The 23,543-nt window shown below is 69.5% G+C and carries 24 protein-coding genes; 4 read left to right on the forward strand and 20 right to left on the reverse strand.

Going from position 1 to position 23,543, the window contains the following annotated elements; translation table 11 throughout:
• Positions 1-15 precede the first annotated feature (15 nt).
• Together phbB and HNR00_RS00485 are read right to left on the reverse strand one after the other, a co-directional pair.
• Complete coding sequence (phbB, locus tag HNR00_RS00480) at positions 16-744, reverse strand: acetoacetyl-CoA reductase (protein WP_183563150.1); 729 nt, start codon at positions 742-744, stop codon at positions 16-18.
• Between the two features lie 236 nt (positions 745-980).
• Positions 981-2,165, reverse strand: a complete 1,185-nt coding sequence (locus tag HNR00_RS00485; protein WP_183563153.1) for an acetyl-CoA C-acetyltransferase — start codon at positions 2,163-2,165, stop codon at positions 981-983.
• Between the two features lie 323 nt (positions 2,166-2,488).
• On the opposite strand from HNR00_RS00485, the gene phaR reads away from it, so the two are divergent.
• Positions 2,489-3,085 carry a polyhydroxyalkanoate synthesis repressor PhaR gene (gene phaR, locus HNR00_RS00490; protein ID WP_183563156.1) on the forward strand — a complete coding sequence of 199 codons (597 nt, stop codon included), beginning with the start codon at positions 2,489-2,491 and terminating at the stop codon, positions 3,083-3,085.
• A 191-nt stretch (positions 3,086-3,276) separates the two neighbouring features.
• On the opposite strand, the gene HNR00_RS00495 is transcribed toward phaR, so the two are convergent.
• From HNR00_RS00495 to HNR00_RS00535, 9 genes are all read right to left on the reverse strand, one after another.
• The gene (locus tag HNR00_RS00495) at positions 3,277-4,653 is read right to left on the reverse strand and encodes an FAD/NAD(P)-binding protein (RefSeq protein ID WP_183563159.1); all 1,377 of its coding nucleotides are present in this window, start codon (positions 4,651-4,653) and stop codon (positions 3,277-3,279) included.
• 22 nt (positions 4,654-4,675) lie between these two features.
• Positions 4,676-5,623: an aliphatic sulfonate ABC transporter substrate-binding protein gene (locus HNR00_RS00500; protein ID WP_183563161.1), complete on the reverse strand. Its 948-nt coding sequence runs from the start codon at positions 5,621-5,623 to the stop codon at positions 4,676-4,678.
• A gap of 199 nt (positions 5,624-5,822) precedes the next feature.
• The gene (locus tag HNR00_RS00505; protein WP_183563164.1) at positions 5,823-6,809 is read right to left on the reverse strand and encodes a sulfonate ABC transporter substrate-binding protein; all 987 of its coding nucleotides are present in this window, start codon (positions 6,807-6,809) and stop codon (positions 5,823-5,825) included.
• Between the two features lie 11 nt (positions 6,810-6,820).
• Complete coding sequence (gene ssuD, locus HNR00_RS00510) at positions 6,821-8,020, reverse strand: FMNH2-dependent alkanesulfonate monooxygenase (protein WP_183563167.1); 1,200 nt, start codon at positions 8,018-8,020, stop codon at positions 6,821-6,823.
• A gap of 32 nt (positions 8,021-8,052) precedes the next feature.
• A complete protein-coding gene (locus HNR00_RS00515; RefSeq protein ID WP_183563170.1) occupies positions 8,053-8,811 on the reverse strand; it encodes an ATP-binding cassette domain-containing protein in 759 nt (252 codons plus the stop codon).
• Between the two features lie 209 nt (positions 8,812-9,020).
• Positions 9,021-9,860 carry an aliphatic sulfonate ABC transporter permease SsuC gene (gene ssuC, locus HNR00_RS00520; protein ID WP_183563173.1) on the reverse strand — a complete coding sequence of 280 codons (840 nt, stop codon included), beginning with the start codon at positions 9,858-9,860 and terminating at the stop codon, positions 9,021-9,023.
• Between the two features lie 8 nt (positions 9,861-9,868).
• A complete protein-coding gene (locus HNR00_RS00525) occupies positions 9,869-10,822 on the reverse strand; it encodes an aliphatic sulfonate ABC transporter substrate-binding protein (RefSeq protein ID WP_183563176.1) in 954 nt (317 codons plus the stop codon).
• Positions 10,823-10,831: 9 nt separating this feature from the next.
• On the reverse strand, positions 10,832-11,410 hold the full coding sequence (msuE, locus tag HNR00_RS00530) for an FMN reductase (protein ID WP_183563179.1): 579 nt from the start codon (positions 11,408-11,410) through the stop codon (positions 10,832-10,834).
• A gap of 485 nt (positions 11,411-11,895) precedes the next feature.
• Positions 11,896-13,518, reverse strand: a complete 1,623-nt coding sequence (locus tag HNR00_RS00535; protein WP_183563182.1) for an ABC-F family ATP-binding cassette domain-containing protein — start codon at positions 13,516-13,518, stop codon at positions 11,896-11,898.
• Positions 13,519-13,712: 194 nt separating this feature from the next.
• Between HNR00_RS00535 and HNR00_RS00540 the strand changes: the two genes are divergently transcribed.
• Positions 13,713-14,891: an MFS transporter gene (locus HNR00_RS00540; RefSeq protein WP_183563185.1), complete on the forward strand. Its 1,179-nt coding sequence runs from the start codon at positions 13,713-13,715 to the stop codon at positions 14,889-14,891.
• Between the two features lie 55 nt (positions 14,892-14,946).
• On the opposite strand, the gene HNR00_RS00545 is transcribed toward HNR00_RS00540, so the two are convergent.
• From HNR00_RS00545 to HNR00_RS00570, 6 genes are all read right to left on the reverse strand, one after another.
• The gene (locus HNR00_RS00545; RefSeq protein WP_183563188.1) at positions 14,947-15,645 is read right to left on the reverse strand and encodes a metal ABC transporter permease; all 699 of its coding nucleotides are present in this window, start codon (positions 15,643-15,645) and stop codon (positions 14,947-14,949) included.
• A gap of 208 nt (positions 15,646-15,853) precedes the next feature.
• On the reverse strand, positions 15,854-16,654 hold the full coding sequence (tatC, locus tag HNR00_RS00550; RefSeq protein WP_183563192.1) for a twin-arginine translocase subunit TatC: 801 nt from the start codon (positions 16,652-16,654) through the stop codon (positions 15,854-15,856).
• Positions 16,651-17,094, reverse strand: a complete 444-nt coding sequence (tatB, locus tag HNR00_RS00555; RefSeq protein ID WP_183563195.1) for a Sec-independent protein translocase protein TatB — start codon at positions 17,092-17,094, stop codon at positions 16,651-16,653. The genes tatC and tatB overlap by 4 nt, the downstream gene beginning before the upstream one ends.
• A gap of 100 nt (positions 17,095-17,194) precedes the next feature.
• A complete protein-coding gene (locus HNR00_RS00560; protein ID WP_183563198.1) occupies positions 17,195-17,479 on the reverse strand; it encodes a twin-arginine translocase TatA/TatE family subunit in 285 nt (94 codons plus the stop codon).
• Positions 17,480-17,648: 169 nt separating this feature from the next.
• On the reverse strand, positions 17,649-19,526 hold the full coding sequence (locus tag HNR00_RS00565) for an aq_1923 C-terminal domain (protein ID WP_183563201.1): 1,878 nt from the start codon (positions 19,524-19,526) through the stop codon (positions 17,649-17,651).
• 187 nt (positions 19,527-19,713) lie between these two features.
• The gene (locus HNR00_RS00570; protein WP_183563204.1) at positions 19,714-20,040 is read right to left on the reverse strand and encodes a HesB/IscA family protein; all 327 of its coding nucleotides are present in this window, start codon (positions 20,038-20,040) and stop codon (positions 19,714-19,716) included.
• A 140-nt stretch (positions 20,041-20,180) separates the two neighbouring features.
• Here HNR00_RS00570 and HNR00_RS00575 point away from each other — a divergent pair, with 140 nt between their 5' ends.
• A complete protein-coding gene (locus HNR00_RS00575; protein ID WP_183563207.1) occupies positions 20,181-21,428 on the forward strand; it encodes a deoxyguanosinetriphosphate triphosphohydrolase in 1,248 nt (415 codons plus the stop codon).
• Positions 21,429-21,431: 3 nt separating this feature from the next.
• Here HNR00_RS00575 and HNR00_RS25745 read toward each other — a convergent pair whose 3' ends face one another.
• Entirely contained in the window at positions 21,432-21,965 is a 534-nt protein-coding gene (locus HNR00_RS25745; RefSeq protein ID WP_183563210.1) for a hypothetical protein, read from the reverse strand.
• A 116-nt stretch (positions 21,966-22,081) separates the two neighbouring features.
• Between HNR00_RS25745 and HNR00_RS00585 the strand changes: the two genes are divergently transcribed.
• Positions 22,082-22,546 carry an acyl-CoA thioesterase gene (locus HNR00_RS00585; protein WP_183563212.1) on the forward strand — a complete coding sequence of 155 codons (465 nt, stop codon included), beginning with the start codon at positions 22,082-22,084 and terminating at the stop codon, positions 22,544-22,546.
• Here the strand turns inward: HNR00_RS00585 and HNR00_RS00590 are convergent.
• Positions 22,537-22,803, reverse strand: coding sequence for a ParE family toxin-like protein (locus tag HNR00_RS00590; protein WP_183563215.1), 267 nt, complete (start codon positions 22,801-22,803; stop codon positions 22,537-22,539). The genes HNR00_RS00585 and HNR00_RS00590 overlap by 10 nt on opposite strands.
• Positions 22,803-23,351, reverse strand: coding sequence for a hypothetical protein (locus HNR00_RS00595; RefSeq protein WP_183563218.1), 549 nt, complete (start codon positions 23,349-23,351; stop codon positions 22,803-22,805). The genes HNR00_RS00590 and HNR00_RS00595 overlap by 1 nt, the downstream gene beginning before the upstream one ends.
• Between the last annotated feature and the right edge of the window lie 192 nt (positions 23,352-23,543).

Below are 23,543 nucleotides of genomic sequence, written 5' to 3' on the forward strand. Positions count from 1 at the left end.
GCGGACGGCGCCCGATCAGACGAAGTGCTGGCCGCCGTTGATCGTGATGGTCGAGCCGTTGACGAAGCCGGCCTCGTCCGCCGCCAGATACTCGACGGCGTGGGCGATCTCGTCGGCCTCGCCGAGGCGGCCGGTGGGAATCGTCGAGATGATCTTGTTGCGGATGTCCTCCGGCACGGCCATCACCATCTCGGTGGCGATGTAGCCCGGCGCCACCACGTTGACCGTGATGCCCTTGGAGGCGCTCTCCTGGGCCAGCGCCTTGGCGAAGCCGATCACGCCGGCCTTGGCGGCGGAGTAGTTGGTCTGGCCGGCCTGGCCCTTCTGGCCGTTGATCGACGAGATGATGATGATGCGGCCGAAGCCGCGCGAACGCATGCCCTCGATCAGCGGACGGGTGCAGGTGAACATCGAGTCGAGGTTGGTCTTGATGACCGCCTGCCACTTCTCGAAGGTCATCTTGTGGAAGGCGCCGTCGCGGGTGATGCCGGCGTTGTTGACGAGGATGTCGATCGGGCCGACCTCGGCCTCGATCGCCTTGATGCCGGCCTCGCAGCTCGCCAGATCGCCGACGTCGAACTTGAACACCGGGATGCCGGTCTCGGCCTTGAAGGCGTTGGCCGCCTCGTCGTTGCCGCCGTAATTGGCGGCGACCTTGTAGCCCTTCTCCTTCAGGCGCTTGGAGATGGCGGCGCCGATGCCGCGCGTTCCGCCCGTGACGAGGGCGACGCGTTCCTGAGCCATGATTTCCTCCGTGTGTTGGGTCGTGTTCTGGTCGAGTTTCTGAGCTGACCTCGGCGGTGCTTCTAACCCGGCCCTACCGGGAGCGGCACGCCATTTAAATTTCCGCTGCGGTCAAAGCGGATTTGCGCAAATTTTTTTGAGTTTTGGGAGGGCCCGCAGGCCCTCCCGGAGCGCGCTCGATTGGTGTGCCGCATCGGCTTTTTCCGAAAGCCGGCGGCCACCTTTCGGGCCGATGCTCAGACGCGCTCGACGCACATGGCGACGCCCATGCCGCCGCCGATGCAGAGGGTGGCGAGGCCCTTCTTGCCGTCGCGGCGCTTCAGCTCGTGCAGCAGGGTGATGAGGACGCGGGCGCCCGAGGCGCCGATCGGGTGGCCGATGGCGATGGCGCCGCCGTTGACGTTCACCTTCTCGTCGTCCCAGCCCATGTCCTTGTTGACCGCCAGAGCCTGGGCCGCGAAGGCCTCGTTGGCCTCGATCAGGTCGAGGTCGGACGGCTTCCAGCCGGCCTTCTCCAGGGCCTTGCGCGAGGCCGGGATCGGGCCGGTGCCCATCACCTTGGGATCGACGCCCGCGGTCGCCCACGAGACGATCCGGGCGAGCGGCTTGATCCCGCGCTTCTCGGCCTCGGAGGCCGACATCAGCACGAGGGCGGCGGCGCCGTCGTTGAGGCCGGACGCGTTGGCGGCGGTGACCGTGCCGTCCTTGGCGAAGGCGGGCCTGAGCTTGGCCATCGCCTCGACGGTGGCGCCGTCGCGGATGTACTCGTCGGTGTCGACGATGGTGTCGCCCTTCTTACCCGCCACGGTGACCGGGACGATCTCCTCCTTGAAGCGGCCCTCCTTGCGGGCGGCCTCGGCCTTGTTCTGCGAGCGGACCGCGAACTGGTCCTGCTGCTCGCGCGTGAGCTGGAAGGCCTGGGCCACGTTTTCGGCGGTCTGGCCCATGTGGTAGCCGTTGAAGGCGTCCCACAGGCCGTCCTTGATCATGGTGTCGACGAGCTTGAGGTCGCCCATCTTCTGGCCGCCGCGCAGGTACTGCGCGTGGGGCGCGAGCGACATCGATTCCTGGCCGCCCGCGACGATGACGGTGGCGTCGCCGTTGGCGATCTGCTGCATGCCGACCGCGACGGTGCGCAGGCCCGAGCCGCAGACCTGATTGAGGCCCCAGGCGGTCGCCTTCTCGGGGATGCCCGCGGCGATGGCGGCCTGACGGGCCGGGTTCTGGCCGGCGGCCGCCGTGAGCACCTGGCCGAAGATCACCTCGTCCACGTCGTCGGGCGAGACGCCGGCGCGCTCCAGGGCGGCCTTGATCGCCACCGCCCCGAGTTCGTGGGCCGGCACGCTGCCGAAGGCGCCGGCGAACGAGCCGACCGGCGTGCGCGCCGCCCCGACAATGACGATATCTTCGCTGGCTGCCATCGTGCGTTCTCCTCGTTCCGGCGGCGCGATCATGAGGGACGGGAAGCGTCCGGCGCGCGGCCTGCCGTTCCCCGGATGAAGAGCGCGGACCCCCCGAAGTCAAGCCGGCACGGGGACAACCCTGGCTGATCGTCGCGCAGAAGTGGGTGGAGCGTGGCCGGAATCTGCGGGACAAGAGATAAATTGCTGTTTTCGCCGCCGGGCGAGTGCCTTAAGGTCGGCTTTGGACGAGCCAAGAACCCGCCCGCGCGCGGGCAGCCGAAATCGAAGCGGAGCGGTGAGCTTTGCGCGGACTCATGAGCGAAGCGGGAGGCGTCTCAACGATGGCCGAGAGCGGCAGGGCGCACCAGACCGTCATCAAGAAATACGCCAACCGGCGGCTCTATCACACCGGCACCTCGACTTACGTCACCCTCGAAGACCTCGCGACGATGGTGCAGAACGGCGAGGATTTCGTCGTCTACGACGCGCGCTCGGGCGACGACATCACCCGCTCGGTGCTCACGCAGATCATCTTCGAGCAGGAAAACAAGGCCGGCGACGACAACCTGCTGCCGGTGGCGTTCCTGAGGCAGCTGATTCGCTTCTACGGCGACAGCATGCGCACCATGGTGCCGAGCTTCCTCGAATTCTCCATGGCGAACTTCGCCAAGGACCAAGACGGCCTGCGCGAGAAGCTGGCTCAGAGCTTCGCCCCCTCCGCCTTCCAGCAGGCGGTGCAGGAGCAGGTGCGGGCGAACATGACCTTCTTCGGCGATGCCATGAAGATGTTCACCGGCGGCTTCGGCCCCCCCGCCCCGCCGGCCCCGTCTCAGCCCGCCTCGCCGCCCGCGCCGGTCTCCGGCGGCGGCGATCTCGACGAGTTGAAGAAGCAAATGGCCGAGATGCAGGCGCGGCTGGATTTGCTGGCGCGGAAGTAATTTTTCGGCTTCAAGCCTCTCCGGCGACACCGGATTTTGCGCGGGTCCCCTCCCCCTTGCGGGGAGGGGTTCGGGGTGGGGGTGGTTCAGAAGGCACCGCCGAGGTTCCTCCTGAACCATCCCCACCTCCTCCCTTCTCCCCACAAGAGGGAGGAGAGCCCCCGTTTGAGCCTGAGAGCGGTTCGATCGCGTTAGGCCGCCACGGCCCGCTCCAGATCCGCCGCGATCAGACCGGCCAGCTCCGCCGCCTCGTTGCGGATGTCGGGCACTGCGGTGCATTCCCATAAGACCCCGCGCAGCAGCGGACCCAGGAGCCAGAGCGGGCGGCCGCCAGCCGTCCCGCGCGCCCGGTAGTCGGGCCCGGCGTCGAGGCCGAGGCCGAACGGTTCGGGGCGCACCAAACCGCGCTCCAGCAGGCGGCGCAGCAGCGGGTCGCGGCTCTGGGCCAGATGGCCGAAGCCGGTGGCGTCGATCATCGCCTGCACGCCGAGGCGCTCGGGCGCCGCGGCCCCGCGCAGGCGCAGGGTCACGATCGCCTGCGCCGACTCGTCGGCCACGTCGAGCAGGCGCCCGGCCCGCACCGTCAGGGCACCGCGGGCGATCTCGGCGCGGATCGTCTCGGCCGCGGGCGGGGCGGTGCGGTGGCGATGCACGTCCCAGAACGGGCGTAAGTGGCGCAGGAAGCGGCGGCGCTCGGGCGGCGGCAGGCTGCGCCAGATCGTGTCGGTGAGCGGGCGCAGGGCGTCGATCACCCCGTGCCAGCCGATGCTTTGGGCGTTTGCCCTTGCCACCTCGGCGCGGATGCGGGCGAGCAGGCGCGGCAGCGAGGCGAACTCGGTGGGGGTGAGGTTCGGCGTGGGCCAGAGGGCGGCCGGGGCATGGGCGTTGGGCAGCAGTCCGCGCCGGGAGAGCGCCAGGATCGCGCCCTCGAAGCCGTGGGCACGCAGGCTCGCGACCGCGTCGAGCATGGTGAGCCCGGTGCCGAGGATCAGCACGGGGGCGTGCGGGTGCAGGCGGCCGAAATGCTCGGCGTCCCACGGATCGAGGCTGTGGCGGCTGCGCGCCGGGGCGGTGGCGAGGTTGCCCATGGCGAGCACGGCGCCTGCCACCGCATGGCTCTGGCCGCCCTCGGTGTGCAGGCGGAAGTTTTGGCCGCGCGGTTCGAGATCGGTCACGGCGTCGAGCAGGAGCCGCAGGCGGCCCGCTTCCCGGCCAGTGACGGTTTGGGCCAGCAGTTCGGTGAGGTAGCGCCCGTAGAGGCCGCGCGCCGCGAAGGTGCCGGCCGATGTCGCGCGGATGCCCTCGGCCTCCTCCGGCCCGAACTGGGCGAGCCAGTCCTCGAAATGGCCCGGCCGGTCGGGGAAGGCGCTCATGTTGGCAGCGCGCAGGTTGAGCAGATGCGCCGGATTGCCGGTGCCGTAGGCGAGCCCCCGCCCGAAAGTCCCCGCGCGCTCGCACAGCAGCACCGGCCGCTCCGGCGGCAGCGTCGAGAGCAGTTGCAGCGCGGCCATCGTGCCGCTGAACCCGGCGCCGATCACGGCGACGGGCGGCAGGCTTGCCCGGGTCATGTCCCAAAAATCCTTTTGACGGTCAGCGGGTCGGCGGCGCCCAGACCGGGAGCGCCGCGGCATCGACGGCCCGCGGCAGCAGCCCCTCGGCCCGGAAGGCGTCGGCGATGGTCTGCTGCTCGGTGAGCCCGTCGAGGGTCACCGGCTCGACCCGGTAGGTGCGGCGGGCATTGGCCCTGAGAACGATGGGCGCCTCGATCTTCCACAGGGCGGCGAGCCGCTCGGCCGCGGCCTCCGGGTTGGCCTTCACCCAGGCGCCCGTCTCCTTGAGCTTGCCGAACAGCAGGGCCAGCACGTCCGGCCGCTTGGCGGCATAGTCGTCGGAGGCGAGGTAGTAGCGCTTGTAGTCCGACAGGCCGGTGCCGTCCTTGAGGACGCGGGCGCCGGCCTGGACCTCGGCCGCCGACAGGAACGGGTCCCAGGCCACCCAGGCCTCGACGCTGCCGCCGGCGAGCGCGCTGCGCCCGTCGGCGGGGGTCAGATAGGCCGGAACGATGCTCTTGAACGGCAGCCCCTCGGCCTTGAGCGCAGCGAGCAGCAGGTAGTGACTGCCCGCGCCCTTGGTGACGGCAACCTTGCGGCCCTTCAACTCGGCGACTGACTTCAGCGGGGAATCGCCCGGCACCAGGATCGCCTGCGCGGTCGGCGAGGCGGCCTCCTGCGCGAAATAGGTGATCCTCGCGTTCGCCCCCTGCGCGAAGACCGGCACGGTGTCGGCGACATCGGCCGACACGTCGATGCGCCCGACGTTCAGCGCCTCCATGATCGGCAGGCCGCTGGTGAACTCGTGCCAGGAGACCTCGACGTTGAGGGGCTTGAGCGCGGTTTCCAGGGCGCGGTCCTCGCGCAGCAGCGCGATGAGGGTGGAGGAGCGCTGGTAGCCGATGCGCAGGGTGGACGGGTCTTGCGCCGCAACTGGCGCGAGGCCGGCGGCGAGGAGCGCGAGAGCGGCGAGGAGGGAGCGGATCACGGGGGGTACCGGTACGGGAGGACGTGAGGGTTGGTTCGGTTCTGATTTTCCCACCCAACCCCCTCATCCTGAGGTGCTGCGAAGCAGCCTCGAAGGAGGGCTCCAGTACGCGCGCGATCCCTGGAGCCCTCCTTCGAGGGCGACGCTGCGCGCCGCCACCTCAGGATGAGGGAGTTGGGTGGGATGAGGGGAAAGGGAGCTAGCTCCCCGGCTTGCGCACGGCGCCAGCGATGTCGACCGCCTTCGGGACCAGGCCGAGGCCGTGAAACGTGTCGGCGATGCGCTGCTGCTCGGCGGTCACCGCGGCATCGAGCGGGCGGATGCCGTAGGTCTGGCGCCGGAGCGCGGCGGCGAGGATCGGCGCCGGGATGCCGACGGACGGGCTCAGCTCTTTGGCGGCGGCGTCGGTGTTGTCCTTGGCCCAGGCATCGACCTCGGCCACCGCCGCCACGACCGCGTCGAGTGCGGCGCCGTTCTTCGCGGAAAAATCGCGGGAGGACAGGTAGAACTGATGGTTCGGCACGAGGCCGGTGCCGTCGGCGAGCACGCGGGCGTTGCCGCCGGCTTCCGCCGCCGCGAAGAACGGGTCCCAGATCACCCAGGCATCGACCGCGCCGCGCTCGAACGCGGCCCGACCGTCGGCGGGAGCGAGGTAGACCGGGGTGATGTCGGCGAGCGAGAGTCCGGCGGCGTCGAGCGCCCGCACCAGCAGGTAATGGACGTTCGAGCCCTTGTTGAGCGCGACCTTCTTCCCCCGCAGGTCGGCGACCGACCGGATCGGGCTCGCCTTGGGCACCAGGATCGCCTCGCCCTGGGGCGCGGCGGGCTCATGCGCCACGTAAGCGAGTGCGTCGCTCGCGGCCTGGGCGAAGATCGGCGGGGTCTCGCCGGCCGAGCCGAAATCGATCGCGCCGGCGTTCAGCGCCTCCAGCAGCGGCGGGCCGGAGGGGAACTCCGACCACTGCACCCGGTAGCCGAGCGCCTTGAGCTTCGGCTCGAGGTTGCCGCGGCCCTTCAGCAGCACCAGCGTGCCGTATTTCTGGTAGCCGATCCGCACCACTTTATCGTCGGCACGGGCGGCGAGCGTCAAGCTCGCGAAGATCAGGGCGGCGAGCGCGAGCCAGAGGCGCGACAGGATCGTCGGCGCCAAGGGGGTTCGGGAGAGCGCGCGGGAGCGGGTTTGCATCTCGCGCCTCCTCAATGTGCGCCGACGCGGCGGGTCGGCACGATGTCGTTGGCGATGACCTCGCCGAACGGGCCGTTGTTGCGCGCGGTGCTCGGCGCCCGGCCGGTGGTGGCGCGCAAGGGGAGCTTCGGGAAGACCAGTTCGGCGAAGCGGTAGGCCTCCTCCAGGTGCGGGTAGCCGGAGAGGATGAAGCGGTCGATGCCGAGATCGATGTACTCCTTCATCCGGTCGGCGACTTGGGTCGCCGAGCCGACGAGCGCCGTGCCCGCGCCGCCGCGCACGAGGCCGACGCCGGCCCAGAGGTTGGGGGAGACCACCAGCTTGTTCCGGTCGCCGCCGTGCAGCGCCATCATCCGCTTCTGCCCTTCCGAATCCTGACGCTTCAGGGTGGCCTGCGCCTGGGCGATGGTGGTGTCGTCGAGCCGCGAGATCAGTTTTTCGGCTTCCGCCCACGCCTCGGACTCGGTCTCCCTCACGATGACGTGGAGCCGAATGCCGTAGGAGAATTTTTTGCCCTTCTTCTCGGCGGCCTCGCGGGCGCGGGCGAGTTTCTCGGCAACGCCTGCGGGCGGTTCGCCCCAGGTGAGGTAGACCTCGCAATGCTCGGCCGCGACCTCGATGCCGGCGGGCGAGGAGCCGCCGAAATAGAGCGGCGGATACGGCGCCTGGACGGGGCGGAAGATCACCCGGCCGCCCTCGGTGCGCAGGTGCTTGCCCTCGAAGTTCACGGTCTCGCCGGCCATCAGCCCGCGCCAGATGTGCAGGAACTCGTCGGTCACCTCGTAGCGCTCGTCATGCGCCAGAAACACGCCGTCGCCCTTCAGCTCGACGGGGTCGCCGCCGGTGACGACGTTGATGAGGAGGCGCCCGTCCGAGATCCGGTCGAGCGTCGCGGCCATGCGGGCGGCCACCGACGGCTCCTGCAGGCCCGGCCGCACGGCGACGAGGAAGCGCAGGCGCTGGGTCAGGGGTGCCAGCGCCGAGGCGACCACCCAGGAATCCTCGCAGGAACGTCCCGTCGGCAGCAGCACGCCGAAATAGCCGAGCTCGTCCGCGGCCTGCGCGATCTGCCGGAGATAGGGCAGCGACACGTCGCGGGCGCCCTCGGAGGCGCCGAGATAGCGGCCGTCGCCGTGGGTCGGCAGGAACCACAGGACGTCGGTCTTGCCGTCGGTGGGCGGGTTGCTCGGTAGGCCGGTCGAAGTGCTCATGGGGGTACGCTCCGGAAAGTCTTCCAAAAAAATCAGGCGCCGTTGCGCAGCAGCCGGTCGAGGATGCGGCCCTCCAACTCGGCGAGCGCCGGGTCGCCGCGGCGGCGGGGGCGGGGCACGTCGACATCGACGTCGAGCGCGATGGCGCCCTCCTCGATCACGAGGATGCGGTCGGCCATCGCCACCGCCTCGCCGACATCGTGGGTGACGAGGATCGCGGTGAAGCCTTGGGCCTCCCAGATCCGCTCGATCATCGCCTGCATCTCGATGCGGGTGAGCGCGTCGAGGGCGCCGAGCGGCTCGTCCAGCGCCAGCAGCGCCGGGCGGCTGACCAGCGCGCGGGCGAGGGCCACGCGCTGACGCTGACCGCCCGACAGGGTGGCGGGCCATTGCCCGGCCTTTTCCGACAACCCGACCTCGCGCAGCACGTCGAGGGCGCGGACCTTGCGGTCGGCCTTGCCGATGTCGCGGGAGAGCCCGACGGCGACGTTGTCGGCGACCCGCGCCCAGGGCAGCAGCCGCGGCTCCTGGAACATGATTCTCTTCGTTTGTTCGCTGCCGTCGAGCGTGATGCGGCCGGCGCTCGGTTCTTCGAGGCCGAGGATCAGCCGCAGCAGGGTGCTCTTGCCGCAGCCCGAGCGCCCGACCACGGCGACGAACTGGCCGGCGGGGATCGTGAGGTCGAGACCGCGGATGACGGCGGGGCCGTTCTCGAAGGATTTTGCGAGGCCGCGCACGTGAATGGCGAGGCCGCGGTCGGGTGTTTCGGAGAGGCGGAGGGCGGCGGTCATTTTTCAGGTCCGAGCTTCGAGGTTCGGGTCGCGTCGCTCATCCCACCCCTCCCCCCTCATCCTGAGGTGCGGAGCGAAGCGTAGCCTCGAAGGAGGGCTCCAGAAGTCGCTGTGATCCCTGGAGCCCTCCTTCGAGGCCCCTTGCCGAGGCAAGAGGCACCTCAGGATGAGGGGAATGGGTGGGATGGCTGGGAGGTCGAAAAAACCTCTCACGTGTTCCGGTAGGCCGGGTTCCAGCTCAGGCAGGCGCGCTCCAGGGCGCGGGTCAGGCTGTCGGCGAGCTTGCCGAGGGCGGCGTAGATCAGGATCGCCAGCACCACGACATCGACCAGCATGAACTCGCGGGCCTGCATCGCCATGTAGCCGAGGCCGGAATTGGCCGAGATCGTCTCGGCCACGATCAGCGTCAGCCACATGATGCCGAGAGCGTAGCGCACGCCGACGAAGATCGACGGCAGCGCGCCGGGCAGCACCACGCGCCAAAAGAGTTCGTGCCGGTTCATGCCGTAGACCCGGCCCATCTCGATCAGTTGCGGATCGACCGAGCGGATGCCGTGGAGCGTGTTGGCGTAGATCGGGAAGAACACGCCCAGCGCCACGAGGAAGAGCTTGGCCTCCTCGTCGATGCCGAACCACAGGATCACCAGAGGGATCAGCGACAGGTGGGGCACGTTGCGCACCATCTGCAAGCTGGTGTCGGTGAGCCGCTCCGACAGGCGCGACAGCCCGTTGGCGAGCCCGAAGAACAGGCCGATGCCGCCGCCGATCAGGAAGCCGGTCGCCGCCCGCGCGAAGCTGACCCAGAGGTTCTCGAACAATTCGCCCGTCAGCGCGAGGCGCCAGCCCGCGGCGGCGACGTCGAGGGGAGCGGGCATGAAGCGGGTGGAGACCAGTCCCAGGCTCGCCGCCGCCTGCCAGCCGACGATGACGAGGGTCGGCAGCAGCCAGGGCAGCAGGCGCCCGGCATCGTATCGGGCGGCGGATTTCGGGATGGCCTCGGCGGCGCGGGCGCGGCCGGGAAGCGAGCGGATGGCGGCGGAATCGGCCATGGTGGGGCTCATCCGTTGTTGGTGTTGCGCTGACGTCCGACGATGTCGGCGACGCGGATGGGGCGGGGAATGATGCCGAGGCCGTGGAAGCGATCGGCGATGCGCTGCTGCTCGGCGATCACGACCTCGTCCATCGGCGCGATGACGTAGCGGATGCGGTCCACCGTGCGGCGCGTGGCGGCGAGCGGCACGCCGGTGATGCGCGACAGGCTGGCGGCGACCGAGCCGCGGTTGGCCTCGCACCAGATCGCGACCTCGCCGAGCGCCGCGAGCGCGCCGTCGAGGAGGGCGGGCTGCGCCTCGGCGAAGGTCTTGTTGGCCAGGAAGAAGTTGTTGGTGGGGGTGATCTCGGGCGCCTGCGCCAGCACGCGCACCCCCTCCCCCTGCTCGGCGATGGCGAAGTAGGGATCCCACACCGTCCAGGCATCGACGGTGCCGCCCGCGAACGCCGCGGCGCCGTCGGCGGGGCTCAGCAGCACGGGGGTGATGTCGCGGTAGGTCAGCCCCGCCTTCTCCAGCGCGGCGACGATGAGGTTGTGCGAGGAGGAGCCCTTGGCGAAGGCGACGCGCTTGCCCTTGAGTTCGGCCAGCGAACCGATGGTCGACCCCTTCGGCAGCAGGATCGCCGCGCCCGAGCCGCCGTTCGGCTGGGCGGCGGCGTAGACGAGGTTGGCGCCAGCCGCCTGGGCGAAGATCGGCGGCGCGTCGCCGGTCTGGCCGAAATCGATCGCGCCGAGATTCAAGGCCTCCAGCAGCGGCGGGCCGAACGAGAACTCGACCCAGCGGACCGTTGCGCCCTGCCCCTTCAGCCGCGCCTCGATCGCGGCCTGCTCGCGGGCGACCGCGAGGATGCCGTTCTTCTGGTAGCCGATGCGCAGCACGCCGGGCTCGGCGGCGCGGCTCGCCCGCGGCACCAGCGCGGTCGCGAGGCCGACGGCGAGGAGATGACGACGGTGGAGCATCGCCCGCCCTCAGCGCGCGGCGGCGCGGGGGAGCGCCTCATGATGCGCCTCTCGGGGCGCGGCCGCATCGATCAGCCGGGCGAGTTCCGCGGCGGCCTGCGCGACGCGGGCCCGCACCACGTCGTCGGCGACCCTGCCGTCGGCGATCTCGGTGTCGCCGGCATAGACCGAGGTCGGCGCGGTCTGGGCCGCGAAGAAGCCGAACAGCGGACGCAGGGAATGCTCGACCACGAGCGCGTGGCGCGGGCCGCCGCCGGTCGCGGTGAGCACCACCGGTTTGCCGACCTGCGTCTCCGGGCCGACGAAGTCGATCAGGTGCTTGAACAGGCCGGCATAGCTGCCCTTGTAGACCGGTGAGCCGACGATCAGCGCGTCCGCGCCCTCGATCGCCTCGACGATGCGGGCGGCCGGCAGCGGCAGGGCCGAGCGGTTCGCCACCGCGATGCCGGTGCCGGCATCGACGAGATCGAACACCTTCAGCTCGATAGGCCGCAGCCGCGCCACCTCGGCGGCCACCGCCTCGACCAGGGTGCGGGTGCGCGAGGGGCGGTGCGTGTTGCCCGAGAAGGCGACGATCCGGGTGGGCATGCGGGGTATCCGTCCTGCTGGCTCGTCCGGCGGCCGATCGGCACAGCTCTCCCGTCAGCCGGCGCAAGGTCGCGCCGTCCGCCGGAGAAGGATGCCGTTCGTTGTGCGGGATGAGCGTGTGTCGTTGGACGGAAATGTAATGAATGCAGGGGCCTCGGAGCAACGGATCGATCTTGCGTTGTTGATCCGAGGTGGAAAAGGATAGCCTGCCGCGTCGGGTGATAAAGGGAATGTTCTTCGCGGCGGCTCTCCGCGACGACGCCTCGCGGGATCGGGGCGTCCTTTCGCGCCGATCGTCTCTCGTTCGCTGAGACGAACGAATGCCGGTTTCGAGTGAGGCTCGATCTATGACGTCGGGCCTCCCCCTCCCCCTTGTGGGGGTGGTTCAGGATGAGGCAAGAGCAGCGCCTCCTGCACCACCCCACCTCCCACCTCCCCTCCACGAGGGGGAGGAGAAGCGGCCGTTTCGGTGCCGTCGAGGCGCCCTACCCCCGCAGCCCCGGCGCCTCCTGGCCGGTGCGCGCGACGTATTCGGTGTAGCCGCCGCCGTACTGGTGCACCCCGTCCGGCGTCAGCTCCAGCACGCGGTTCGAGAGCGCGGCGAGGAAGTGGCGGTCGTGGGAGACGAACAGCATCGTCCCCTCGAACTGCGACAGCGCGTCGATCAGCATCTCCTTCGTGCCGATGTCGAGGTGGTTGGTCGGCTCGTCGAGCACCAGGAAATTCGGCGGGTCGAACAGCATCTTGGCCATCACGAGGCGCGCCTTCTCGCCGCCCGAGAGCACCCGGCACGGCTTCTCGACATCGTCGCCCGAGAAGCCGAAGCAGCCCGCGAGCGCCCGCAGCGAGCCCTGGCCGGCCTGTGGGAAGCTCGCTTCGAGATCGCCGAAGACGGTGGCGTCGCCATCGAGCAGGTCCATGGCGTGCTGGGCGAAGTAGCCGAGCTTGACGCTGCCGCCGACCGTGACCGTGCCGGCATCCGGCGGGGTGCTGCCGGTGATGAGCTTCAGGAGCGTCGACTTGCCGGCGCCGTTGATGCCCATGATGCACCAGCGTTCCTTGCGGCGGATCGAGAAGTCGAGCCCCTCGTAGACGATGCGGCTGCCGTACTTCTTGTGGATGCCCTTGAGCATGGCGACGTCGTCGCCCGAGCGCGGCGCGGGCTGGAACTCGAAGGCCACCGTCTGGCGGCGCTTCGGGGGCTCGACCCGCTCGATCTTGTCGAGCTTCTTCACCCGGCTCTGCACCTGCGCGGCGTGGCTCGCCCGCGCCTTGAAGCGCTCGATGAACTTGATCTCCTTGGCCAGCATCGCCTGCTGGCGCTCGAACTGCGCCTGGGCCTGCGTGTCGGCCATCGCCCGCTGCTGCTCGTAGAAGCCGTAATCGCCCGAATAGGTCGTGAGGCTGCCGCCGTCGATCTCGACGATCTTGGTGACGATGCGGTTCATGAACTCGCGGTCGTGCGAGGTCATCATCAGCGCGCCGTCGTAGTTCTTCAGAAAATCTTCCAGCCAGATCAGGCTCTCGAGATCGAGATGGTTCGACGGCTCGTCGAGCAGCATCACGTCGGGGCGCATCAGCAGGATGCGGGCGAGCGCCACGCGCATCTTCCAGCCGCCCGACAGCTTGCCGACATCGCCGTCCATCATCTCCTGGCTGAAGCCGAGGCCCGCCAGCACCTCGTAGGCCCGGCCCTCCAGCGCGTAGCCGTCGAGTTCCTCGAACCGGCCCTGCACCTCGCCGTAGCGCTCGATCAGCGCCTCCATCTCGTCGGCGCGGTCGGGATCGGCCAACCCCGCCTCGATCGCCTTGAGTTCGGCCGCGATCTCGCTGACGGGCCCGGCCCCGGCCATGGTCTCGGCGACCACGCTGCGCCCGGACATCTCGCCGACATCCTGGCTGAAATAGCCGATGGTGATGCCGCGGTCGGTCGAGACCTGGCCCTCGTCCGGCGGCTCCTCGCCGGTCATCATCCGGAACAGGGTGGTCTTGCCGGCGCCGTTCGGGCCGACGAGCCCGGCCTTCTCGCCCTTCTGCAGCGCAGCGGAGGCTTCGACGAAGACGAGCTGCCGGCCGTTCTGCTTGCCGATCTTGTCGAGGCGTATCATGGCGTCCGCGGGTATGTTTTGGGGGTGACTCGCCGCGGATCTACGGCATCGGCGCTCTCGCGGAAAGCCGCAGCCCTGCCCCGCGCGCAGGCCAGCCTCCCGCCCCCTCCCGGTCCACGCAGCGACGGAAGCGGCCATCTACCGGGCTTACCGCAGCGCACCATCGCGCCCTCCCCCGTGTCCGAAGGAGCCCCATGCTCCCGCTCCCCATCCTCGCGCTCGCCGTCGCCTCGTTTGGCATCGGCACCACCGAGTTCGTCATCATGGGGCTGCTGCCCGAGGTGGCCCGCGATTTTTCCGTCACCATCCCGCAGGCGGGCCACCTCGTCTCGGGCTACGCCATGGGCGTCGTGATCGGCGCGCCCATCGTCGCGATGGCGACCGCGCGGCTGCCGCGCAAGGCCGCTTTGCTCGCCCTGATGGCGGTGTTCACTCTGGGCAACCTCGCCTGCGCGCTCGCGCCGGCCTACTGGCCGCTGATGGCGGCCCGCGTCGCGACGGCGTTCGCCCACGGCGCCTTCTTCGGCATCGGCGCCATCGTCGCCCGCGACCTCGTGCCCAAGGAGAAGCGCACGCAGGCCGTGGCGCTGATGTTTGCAGGACTCACGCTCGCCAACGTGCTCGGCGTGCCGCTTGGCACCGCACTCGGTCAGGCGCTCGGCTGGCGCGCGACCTTCTGGGCCGTGGTCGGGATCGGGCTCGCGGCAGGCGCCGCCATCGCGTTCGCGCTGCCCGGCGGGATGCCGGGAACGCGCGGCGGACTGGCCAAGGAATTCCGGGCGCTCGGGCGTTGGCCCGTGCTGCGGCCGATGCTGGTCTCGACCCTGTCCTCGGTGAGCTTCTTCACCGTCTTCACCTACATCGCCCCCTTCCTCACCGGCGTGACCGGGCTGACGCCCGGCGGCGTCACGGGCGCACTGTTCGCCGCGGGCGTCGGGCTGACGGTGGGCAACCTCGCGGGCGGCTGGCTCGCCGACCGCAGCCTGATGGGCACCGTGCTCGGGAGTTTTTCCGGCATCGTCGGGGTGCTGCTCGTCCTAGCCTTCGTCGCGCCCCACACGGTGCCGGCGCTCGCCGTGCTGGTTGTGTGGAGCGCGCTGGCCTTCGCGCTGGTCTCGCCGCTTCAGGTCTGGGTGGTGGAAGCGGCGAGCGATGCGCCGAACCTCGCCTCGACCCTGAACCAGGGCGCGTTCAACCTCGGCAACGCCACCGGCGCGTGGCTCGGCGGCACGGCGCTGACGCTGGGCGCCGGCTATCGCGAGTTGCCGGTGCTGGCGGCGGTGGTGTCGCTGATCGGGCTTGGGCTCGCCGCCACAGCGGTGATGCGGTCAAAAGAAAAACCGTCCTTGAGCCTCGCCCAAGGACGGTCCTGACGACACCGACGGCGCCCGCCCGATGCACGGGCGGGCGCCAATAACTCGAAAAGAATCACATCGGCGGGGTGAGGCCGTCCTTGCCGACCGCGACCAGCTTGGCCGTCAGCTTGTCGCCGTCCTTGGCGGCGACCACGAACACCTTGCCGCCGGGCGTCAGCACCGACTTGTCGGATTTTTCGAACGCGACGATCGGGGCTTTGGGCGGCACCACGATCGTCTTCGAGCCGTCCTTGTCGTAGGTGACGGTGAGCGTGCGCTCGCCCGCGGCGCCGCTGGCGGTGTTGCCGGTGACGGTGGCGTTGGTCATCGAGCTCTTGACCTTCGGGGCGCCGCCCGAACTGGCACCGCCGGCCTTCACGGTGCCGTTGGTCATCGAGCTCTTCACCACCGAGCCGCCGCCGGTCTGGTCGGGGATCGCGTCCCAGGCGTAGTGGCCTTCCGCCGTGCCGCGCATCTCCTCGGGGAACAGCACGACTTCCAGCGCGGTCGGCGGGTTGTCGCCCTTGGTGGCGGTGCCGATGAAGACGCCGTCCTTGATCTGGTCGAGGCTCGACTTCACCACCCAGGCGAAGGTCGCGCCGTCGATCTGCACCGTCTGCGTGCCGCCCTCAACGGTCTTGACCGTGAGCGTGCCGCCCTCGCTCTTCTCGACCGTGCCGCGCACGCGCTGCAACTCCGGCGCCGCGAAGGCGCCGCCGCCGAACGTCGTCATCGCCGCGACCGCGAGCGCCGTCCACATCGTCCGTCTCATGTCGTCTCCTCCGGATCGGATTTCGGAGGGGGTTATGGGGCGGAGGTTCGCGGCATCCAGCTTGCGCACGACAGAGTGATGCGCAAGCGAGTTTATTTTTCGCTTACGCTGAGCGGCGGTGGCCGAGGCCACCGCGCCCGGCGGACGTCCGCCGCCCCGCAGTCGCGGGGGCGATCGGCGATGTCGCGCCGATCGGATTTCGCGTGCTTCAGTCCTCCAGCCCCTGCGCGCGGCGGCGCGCGGCGCGGATCTTGTCCATGCGGGCGACCGAGAACACGGAGGCCTCGTAGAGCAGCAGCATCGGGATCGCGAGCGAGAGCTGCGAGATCACGTCGGGCGGGGTCAGGATCGCGGCGGCGACGAACACCAGCACGATGGCGTAGCGCCGCTTCTCCCGTAGGAACGCCGCGTCGATCACGCCGACCTGACCGAGCAGGGTGAGGATCACCGGCATCTGGAAAGCCAGCCCGAAGGCGAAGATCAGCGTCATGATCAGCGAGAGGTACTCGTCGACCTTCGGCAACAGCTTGATCGTCGCCTCGCCCGGCTGCCCGATCTGCTGCAGCGAGACCGAGAACTGGATCAGCAGCGGCATCGCCAGGAAGTAGACCACTAGCGCGCCGAGCACGAAGAAGACCGGCGTCGCCACGAGATAGGGCAGGAAGGCCTGCCGCTCGTTGCGGTACAGCCCCGGCGCCACGAAGGCATAGACCTGGGTGGCGATCACCGGAAACGACAGGAAGCCCGCGCCGAACACGCTGAGCTTGATGTTGGTGAAGACCTGCTCGAGGAAGTGGGTCGCGATCAGCTCGGCGTTCGAGGCGCCGACCACCGAGACGTAGGGATGGACGAGGATGTTGTAGATGTTCTTCGAGAAGAAGAAGCAGCCGAAGAACATCACGATGAAGGCGATCAGCGACTTGATCAGTCGCGAGCGCAGCTCGATCAGGTGCTCCAGGAGGGGCGCCCGCGAGGCCTCGATCTCGGCCTCGTCACGCTCGTCGGTCATGGAGTCGGGCCTGTCTCGGGCTTGGCCGTGGCGGGGCTCGCCGTGGAAGGAGCCGCAGGGGGATTTGCCACGGCGGCCTGCTGCTCGGCGCCGGGGCGCGGCACGTCGAAGCTGCCGGTCTCCTTGGCGGGAGCGGCAGGGGACGGGGCGCGCCCCTCGACGGCGCTGCGGATCTCGTTGCGGATGGTATCGACCGGGTTGAAGCCGGGCTTGGCGGCATCGACCGTGCGCTTCACGCCCTCGACGTCGCGGCGGACCTCGTCGAGTTCCGCCTCCCGGATCGCCTCGCTGAACTGGTGCTGGAACTCGCCCGCCATGCGGCGGACCTTGGTGGTCACCTGCCCCAGCGTACGCAGGGCCTTCGGCAGGTCCTTGGGTCCGATGACGATCAGGGCGACGCCGCCGATCAGCATCACCTCGCCCCAGCTCATGTCCAGCATTGCAGCGTCCGTCCCGCGGGTCCGCGCCTGATTAGGACGGTCGCGCCGTCCGCGCCATCCCGTCCGACGCCGGTCTCATGGCGTCGCAGCGCGTGGTCCGTCAGAGCGCCTTGTGATCGCCGGCCGGCACGTGGGTCTGCTGCGGGCTCGCATGGGTCGCGCCCGGAGCCGGGTTCGGCGGCAAGGTCCGCATCGGCTCGCCGGCGGACGGCGGCGGCACGGCGTTGTTGACGCCCGGCGCGGTCTCGTCGTCGGCCATGCCCTTCTTGAAGGCCTTGATGCCCTTGGCGACGTCGCCCATCAGCTCGGACACCTTGCCACGGCCGAACAGCAGCATGACGACGACCGCCACGATGACCCAGTGCCAGACACTCATGCTGCCCATGGCAACCTCCTGCGCCGCGGCCCCATGGCGGCGGCGCCTCTCCTGAACGCGTGAATTGGGGCGAACCTAGGGATCGGCTTGCGCGAACACAAGCAGCACAGGAGGCCGCGGGCGGGACAAAGCGCGTATTGACGGGTCGCCGCGGCCGCAGCCCGCTCCGGCTTCGCCTTCACTCCGCCTTGGCGTTCACCTCCAGCTTGTCCAGCACGGCGGCCGGGGTCGGGGCGGTGCTGACGTCGACCATGCCGAGACCCTCGCCGTTCTTGGCCTTGGCGCTGATCGACAGCGTGCCGGGCTTCGAGACGAATTTGCCCATCGCCGCGCCGATCGCCTTGGCGGCGGCGGAGTTGCCGAGGATCACCGGCACGCCGATGACGCTCGCCGTGACGTATTCCTTGCGCAACTCGTCGGGCTTGAGGCTCAACGTCTTGGCCTGGGCGGTGATGAAACGGTCGAACAGGCCGCCGTTCTCCAGGGTCAGGTCGAGCGCCTTGGCGGTGGCCGAGAGCATGGCGAAGCCCGAGACCGCCGCATCGGGATCGAACACGTCGGGGCCGATGCCGCCGAGCGTCGCGTTGAGGCGAAGCTTGCCCATGTCCTTGCCGGTGAGCGACAGCTCGTTGAAGGACAGCTCCTTCGTGCCCTCGTTCCAGGCGGTGTCGGCGATCACGTCGAGGTCGAGGTCGCGGTAGCCGTAGAGGCCGAGCGAGCCGAGGCCCGGCACGCTCTCCACCGCGCTCGCCGGCAGGGTCAGCCCGGTCAGCGACAGGCGGCTCGCCGTCGGCACGCCGTCCTTGGGCGGGCCGAAGGTGACGCTGCCGCCGCGCACGCCGATCGACATCGGCTTGGCCGCGGCATCGGCGCCGTGCCCGGGCAGATCGAGATTGAGATCGGAGAGGGTCAGGGTACCGATCACGGGGGTCAGGCGGCGCCATTCCGCCTCCTGCGCCGCTGGATCGACGGCGGGCGGCAGCGGCGCGGGCTTCTCGCCCGGCTTCTCCGGGGCGGCGGGCTTGTCGGGCGCCGCCTTGGCGAGGCGCCGCAGGGTGGCGATGGTGGGTTCCAGCGAGAAGCCGGTGAGCGCCAGCCGTCCGAGCCTGCCGTTCGCCTCCGCCGAGCCGAAGGCGATGTCGGCGAGGCTCACGCCGGCCTCGGCGCCGTTGCCGGTGTAGGAGAACCGGCCGATGCCGAAATGCAGCGGATCGGGCCCCCTCACCTCCTTCACCGCGATGTCGTTCGCCTCCAGGCTCCCGACCGAGACCGATTCGGCGAGATCGGCGACGAGACCGGCAGCCCGTGCGCGCTTGGCCGGATCGGGCTGCGACAGGTCGGCGCCCGCCAGCGACTCGACCGCGCCGGACCACGTGGCGGGCGTCTGGCGCCCGGCGAGGTCGCGGCCGGCGAGCCGCGCGATCGAGACGGTGGTGCCGCGTTCGTCGACGAAGGCGATGGCCTCGACCGCAAGCGCCGCGTAGAGCCGCTGGAAGCCGCTGCGGGCGGTGCCGGCCTCGGCGTAGAGGCGGGCGAGCGCGGTCAGATCGACCTCCTCCGCCCGGATCTTGCCGTAGCTGCCGCTGGCCTTGGCCGGCTGCCCGGCCGCACCCTCGACCGAGAGGGTCGCGCCGGCCGACGTCAGCTCGCTGATGCGCCCGCCATGGACGTTGCGCGCGGTCACGTCGCGGTAGGTCACGACCTGCCGCTTCTCGCCGCGGCGCTCGACCCGCAGTTCCGGCATCGTCAGGCTGCCCGCGTCGAGGCGCTGGAGCCGGGTGCCCCAGCTCTCCTTGGCGTCGCCCTGGAAGATCGCCAGCAGCTCCTCCTTCGACAGCCGGGTGCCGCTCACCGCGACCCGCGGCGCGCTCACACCGGTCTCGCCGAAGGTGAGCGCGACGTTCTCGAGGACGAGGTCCTGGACCGCGGAGGCCGCCTCCTGCGCCGCGACGGGCGCGAGCAACGGCGACGCGGCGGGCGCGGCCAGCAGGGCGGCGGCGCAGGCCGGGGCGAGCAGCGCCCGCGTGAGGACGGGACGGCGCGTCGGAAGCGTCATGGTTCGATCGGATCGAAGGCTGTCGAGGGAAGGGAGCCGTGTGCGGGCCCCATCCCTGCCGGTTTTCCACAGGCGAGGCAATTGCGCGGAGGCCACGGAGGGGCGTTGTTTCCGGCTTGCCTCGGGCGTCGAGGGGAGCGCCGTTCGCTCCCGACGATACGGAACGCCGTGATGCCCCGATGCGGGATCAGATCGCGAAGGACGTGCCGCAGCCGCAGGAGGCGGTGGCCTGTGGGTTCTCGATCTTGAAGGACTGGCCGATCAGGTCGTTGACGAAATCGATGGTCGCCCCGCCCATGTATTCGAGCGAGGTCGGATCGACCAGCACGGTGGCGCCGTCGCGCTCGATCACCACGTCGTCGCCCTCGCGGGCCGCGGTGATGTCGAAGGCGTAGGAGAACCCGGAGCAGCCGCCGCCGTTCACGCTGATGCGCAGCGACGAGCCCGGTGGCTCCGAGCCCATGATCTCGTTGATGCGCTTGGCGGCGCGGGCGGTCAGATTGATGTCGGCCATCGCGGTGGCGGTCCCGTCTCGAACCTGTGTGTGGGTCTGCGGCCGCGATTGCCGCGGGCGCGTTCCACGCAAGATATGAGGCCAAGATATGGGTTGATGACCGGGGCCGCAACGCGGCCGAACGCGGGGAAGGCGAGACAGTGCGGCAGAACGGCGAGCGCTGGCGGGCGCAATACGCGACCGATCCGGGCGCGACCCGCGGCCGGCTGATCCCGGAGGCCGCCTCGCCGACCCGCAGCGACTTCCAGCGCGACCGCGACCGCATCGTCCACTCGACGGCCTTCCGCCGCCTCAAGCACAAGACCCAGGTCTTCGTGCATCACGAGGGCGACCATTACCGAACCCGGCTGACCCACACCCTCGAAGTCAGCCAGATCGCCCGTGCGCTTGCCCGCGCGCTCGGCCTCGACGAGGACTTGGCGGAGGCGCTCGCGCTCTCCCACGACCTCGGCCATACCTGCTTCGGCCATACCGGCGAGGACGCGCTCGACGCCTGCATGGCGGCCTACGGCGGCTTCGACCACAACGCCCAGGCGCTGCGCATCGTCACCCGGCTGGAGCGGCGCTACGCCGGCTTCGACGGGCTCAACCTCACCTGGGAAACGCTGGAGGGGCTGGTCAAGCACAACGGGCCGCTGCTCGACGCGTCGGGCGCCCCGGTCAGGCGCTACGCTGCCACCGGCATCCCGGCGGCGGTGATCGAATACGACGCGATCAACGATCTGGAGCTGTCGCGCTTCGCCGGGCCGGAGGCGCAGGCCGCGGCGTTGGCCGACGACATCGCCTACGACGCGCACGACCTCGACGACGGCTTGCGGGCCGGGCTGTTCGACCTCGCCGACCTCGCCACCGTGCCGTTCCTGAAGGGGCTGCTCGACGAGATCGAGCGGCTCCACCCCGGCCTCGAACCGTCGCGAAAGATCCACGAGCTGGCGCGGCGGGTCATCACCCGCTTCGTCGAGGACGTGATCCGCGAGGGCGAGGCCCGGCTCGCCGCGCTGGCGCCGAAGACCGTCGCCGACATCCGCGGGGCGGACGCGCCGGTCATCGCCTTCTCGGCCGGAATCGCCGAGGCCGACGCCTCGATCAAGCGCTTCCTCTACGCGCGGATGTACCGCCATCCGGGCGTCATGGCGGTGCGGGCCAAGGCCAACGCCATCGTGGCCGACCTGTTTTCCGCCTTCCGTGAGGACCCGACCCGGATGCCGCCGGAATGGTGCGAGGGGCTCTCGGGCGCGGGCGAGGCGCGGCTGGCGCGGCGGGTGGCCGACTACATCGCCGGCATGACCGACACCTACGCGGTGCTGGAACACGGGCGCCTCTTTGCCGAGACGCCCGATCTCCACTGGAGCCCGCCGAGCCGCGGGCTCCCGCTGACGGAGCCGTGAGGCTCAGTAGCAGACGCAGTTCGAGCCGGTGTTGTAGGCCGGGGCGTATCCGGTGGCGGTGCCGTAGCCCGTGCCGTAGGCGGCCGGGGCGTAGCCGTAAGCGGCCGGAGCGTAGCCGGTTCCGTAGCCGTAGGCCGGGGCGTAGCCGTAACGCGCGCCGTAACCGTAGCCCGAGCCGTAGCCATACCCCGAGCCGTAGGTGCTGCCGGCCGAGAGCGCGCCCGCGGCGAGACCGAGGCCGAGCCCCACGCCGGCACCCGCCAGCCCGAGCCCGACGCCCCGGCCGTAGCCGCCGTAACCCCGGCCATAGCCGCTACCGGCATAGCCGTAGCCGCGGTGACCGGCGAAGCCGCCATGATGGCCGAAGCTACGATGGCCGCCGAAGCCGCCGCGGTGACCGCCGAACCCACCGTGATGGCCGAACCCGCCATGATGACCACCGAAGCCGCCGTGGCGGCCGAAGCCTCCGGCTTGGGCGGTGGCCGGGAGGGCGATGAGGGCGGCCAGCGCCGCGCCCGTCAGAACGAGGGACTTCATGGAATCGCGATCTCCTGTAGAGGCGTCGGATCCCACAACGCCGCCTCGGACGGCGACCGCGCAACGGTGCATTCTACTGAAGCCGCACGCCGTCCCGGACAAAACCGAAGAGAGCCGTGAGCGACACTGAAAAAGCCCCCCGCGCGACCCGCAGCCGGTATCCCCGCCTCGTGCCGCTCGCCACGCGCTGGGGCGACAACGACGTCTACGGGCACGTCAACAACGTGGTCTACTACGCCTTCTTCGATACGGCGGTGAACGGCATCCTGGTCGAAGCGGGCGCCCTCGACATCGCCGACGGCCCGGTCATCGGCCTCGTGGTCGAGACCGGCTGCCGCTACTTCGCCCCCGTGGCCTTTCCCGATGCGCTGACGGCGGGCGTGCGGGTGGCCCGTCTCGGCCGCTCCAGCGTCCGCTACGAGGTCGCGATCTTCGCGCCCGATTCGGACGAGGCCGCCGCGCAGGGGCATTTCGTGCATGTCTACGTGGACCGGACGACGCGCCGGCCGGTGCCGTTGCCGGGGGAGTTTCGGAGCGTGCTGATCGGGTTGATGCCGGAGCGCCTGACCGCCTATCCGTAGGCGCGGTCCACGTAGTCGTGGTTGCCGATGTCCACCATCTCATAGCGATCGTCGCCTTCGTCCCGCACGACGATCCGATGGTTCATGTCGACGCGGATCGTGCAGTAGTTCGAGCCGCTCAGCTTTTCGAAATGCAGCGAGGGATGGCGCGGGTTGGCCTGGAACTGCAGCAGGGACTTCTTGGCGCGCTCCATCTGCTTGTGCCCGAGCTTCTGCAGCGCCTTGACGAATTTCGGTGTGAGCCGAACCTCGGCCATCAGGACGGCTTTATCGAAGAAAGAAATTCGTTTAAAGATTTTGTGTCGTTGAAAGTGGGTCCGCCGCGCGCGTTCGGGTCGTAATCGGCCCGAAGGGCTATTAATCTATAATAAAAACCTATTCTTTCGTTGTTCCACTTCCTGGCGAGAGCAGTAAAATTATCATGGAATTTTAAGAACCAACCATCATCGCCCTGAGACTTGTTTAGTTTAACGATTCTCTTGCGAATTTTTTCGTCGCTTTTGAGTGCGGCTTTTTCATTTTCGATCTTTGCGCTAATTGCCTCCACGACAGTATCGATGAAGCTCACAATATTCTCTGGATTTTCTCCATTTTCTGAAAAAGTTGCGCGAAGCTCGTCTATTAGCGGCGCAAGTTCTTGTTTCCACTCGAAAAATTCTACTTCAGCGTCATGTAGAAATTCTGCAAACTGTGCCTCTGTTGTTGGCCAGGCAGTGCTTGCTTCGAAACTTAACACACTCAAATGCTTGGGAGCCACAAGCCCCCTTCCCAAAACTTCCAATGCCATTGCCGCTGCAGCAGCCATCTCGCCTACCTCCGGGCAGCCTCGATCCCTAGCATAGATAGGGGTGACATGATGCCTTGCATGAGAGCAGCGGAGGCAGGAGGGATCAGGACCGCAAATTCGACCCCTATCCGTGACACCCCCCGCGCCCGTTGCTATGCCGCGGCCCTGACCTTTCGGCCGCCCGACCCGTTCGCCGCGCGGCCGCGCCAG

Source organism: Methylorubrum rhodinum (assembly GCF_014199935.1).
In the GTDB taxonomy this organism is placed as follows: domain Bacteria; phylum Pseudomonadota; class Alphaproteobacteria; order Rhizobiales; family Beijerinckiaceae; genus Methylobacterium; species Methylobacterium rhodinum.

Coding starts and splice junctions, on each gene's coding strand:
- HNR00_RS00545 (WP_183563188.1), bottom strand. CDS start 15,645: ATGAGACGGACGATGTGGACGGCGCTCGCGGTCGCGGCGATGACGACG.
- tatC (WP_183563192.1), bottom strand. CDS start 16,654: ATGACCGACGAGCGTGACGAGGCCGAGATCGAGGCCTCGCGGGCGCCC.
- HNR00_RS00565 (WP_183563201.1), bottom strand. CDS start 19,526: ATGACGCTTCCGACGCGCCGTCCCGTCCTCACGCGGGCGCTGCTCGCC.
- HNR00_RS00590 (WP_183563215.1), bottom strand. CDS start 22,803: ATGGCCGAGGTTCGGCTCACACCGAAATTCGTCAAGGCGCTGCAGAAG.
- HNR00_RS00535 (WP_183563182.1), bottom strand. CDS start 13,518: ATGATACGCCTCGACAAGATCGGCAAGCAGAACGGCCGGCAGCTCGTC.
- HNR00_RS00505 (WP_183563164.1), bottom strand. CDS start 6,809: ATGCAAACCCGCTCCCGCGCGCTCTCCCGAACCCCCTTGGCGCCGACG.
- HNR00_RS00595 (WP_183563218.1), bottom strand. CDS start 23,351: ATGGCTGCTGCAGCGGCAATGGCATTGGAAGTTTTGGGAAGGGGGCTT.
- HNR00_RS00495 (WP_183563159.1), bottom strand. CDS start 4,653: ATGACCCGGGCAAGCCTGCCGCCCGTCGCCGTGATCGGCGCCGGGTTC.
- msuE (WP_183563179.1), bottom strand. CDS start 11,410: ATGCCCACCCGGATCGTCGCCTTCTCGGGCAACACGCACCGCCCCTCG.
- HNR00_RS00515 (WP_183563170.1), bottom strand. CDS start 8,811: ATGACCGCCGCCCTCCGCCTCTCCGAAACACCCGACCGCGGCCTCGCC.
- HNR00_RS00525 (WP_183563176.1), bottom strand. CDS start 10,822: ATGCTCCACCGTCGTCATCTCCTCGCCGTCGGCCTCGCGACCGCGCTG.
- ssuD (WP_183563167.1), bottom strand. CDS start 8,020: ATGAGCACTTCGACCGGCCTACCGAGCAACCCGCCCACCGACGGCAAG.
- HNR00_RS00485 (WP_183563153.1), bottom strand. CDS start 2,165: ATGGCAGCCAGCGAAGATATCGTCATTGTCGGGGCGGCGCGCACGCCG.
- tatB (WP_183563195.1), bottom strand. CDS start 17,094: ATGCTGGACATGAGCTGGGGCGAGGTGATGCTGATCGGCGGCGTCGCC.
- HNR00_RS00560 (WP_183563198.1), bottom strand. CDS start 17,479: ATGGGCAGCATGAGTGTCTGGCACTGGGTCATCGTGGCGGTCGTCGTC.
- HNR00_RS00540 (WP_183563185.1), top strand. CDS start 13,713: ATGCTCCCGCTCCCCATCCTCGCGCTCGCCGTCGCCTCGTTTGGCATC.
- phbB (WP_183563150.1), bottom strand. CDS start 744: ATGGCTCAGGAACGCGTCGCCCTCGTCACGGGCGGAACGCGCGGCATC.
- HNR00_RS00570 (WP_183563204.1), bottom strand. CDS start 20,040: ATGGCCGACATCAATCTGACCGCCCGCGCCGCCAAGCGCATCAACGAG.
- phaR (WP_183563156.1), top strand. CDS start 2,489: ATGGCCGAGAGCGGCAGGGCGCACCAGACCGTCATCAAGAAATACGCC.
- HNR00_RS25745 (WP_183563210.1), bottom strand. CDS start 21,965: ATGAAGTCCCTCGTTCTGACGGGCGCGGCGCTGGCCGCCCTCATCGCC.
- ssuC (WP_183563173.1), bottom strand. CDS start 9,860: ATGGCCGATTCCGCCGCCATCCGCTCGCTTCCCGGCCGCGCCCGCGCC.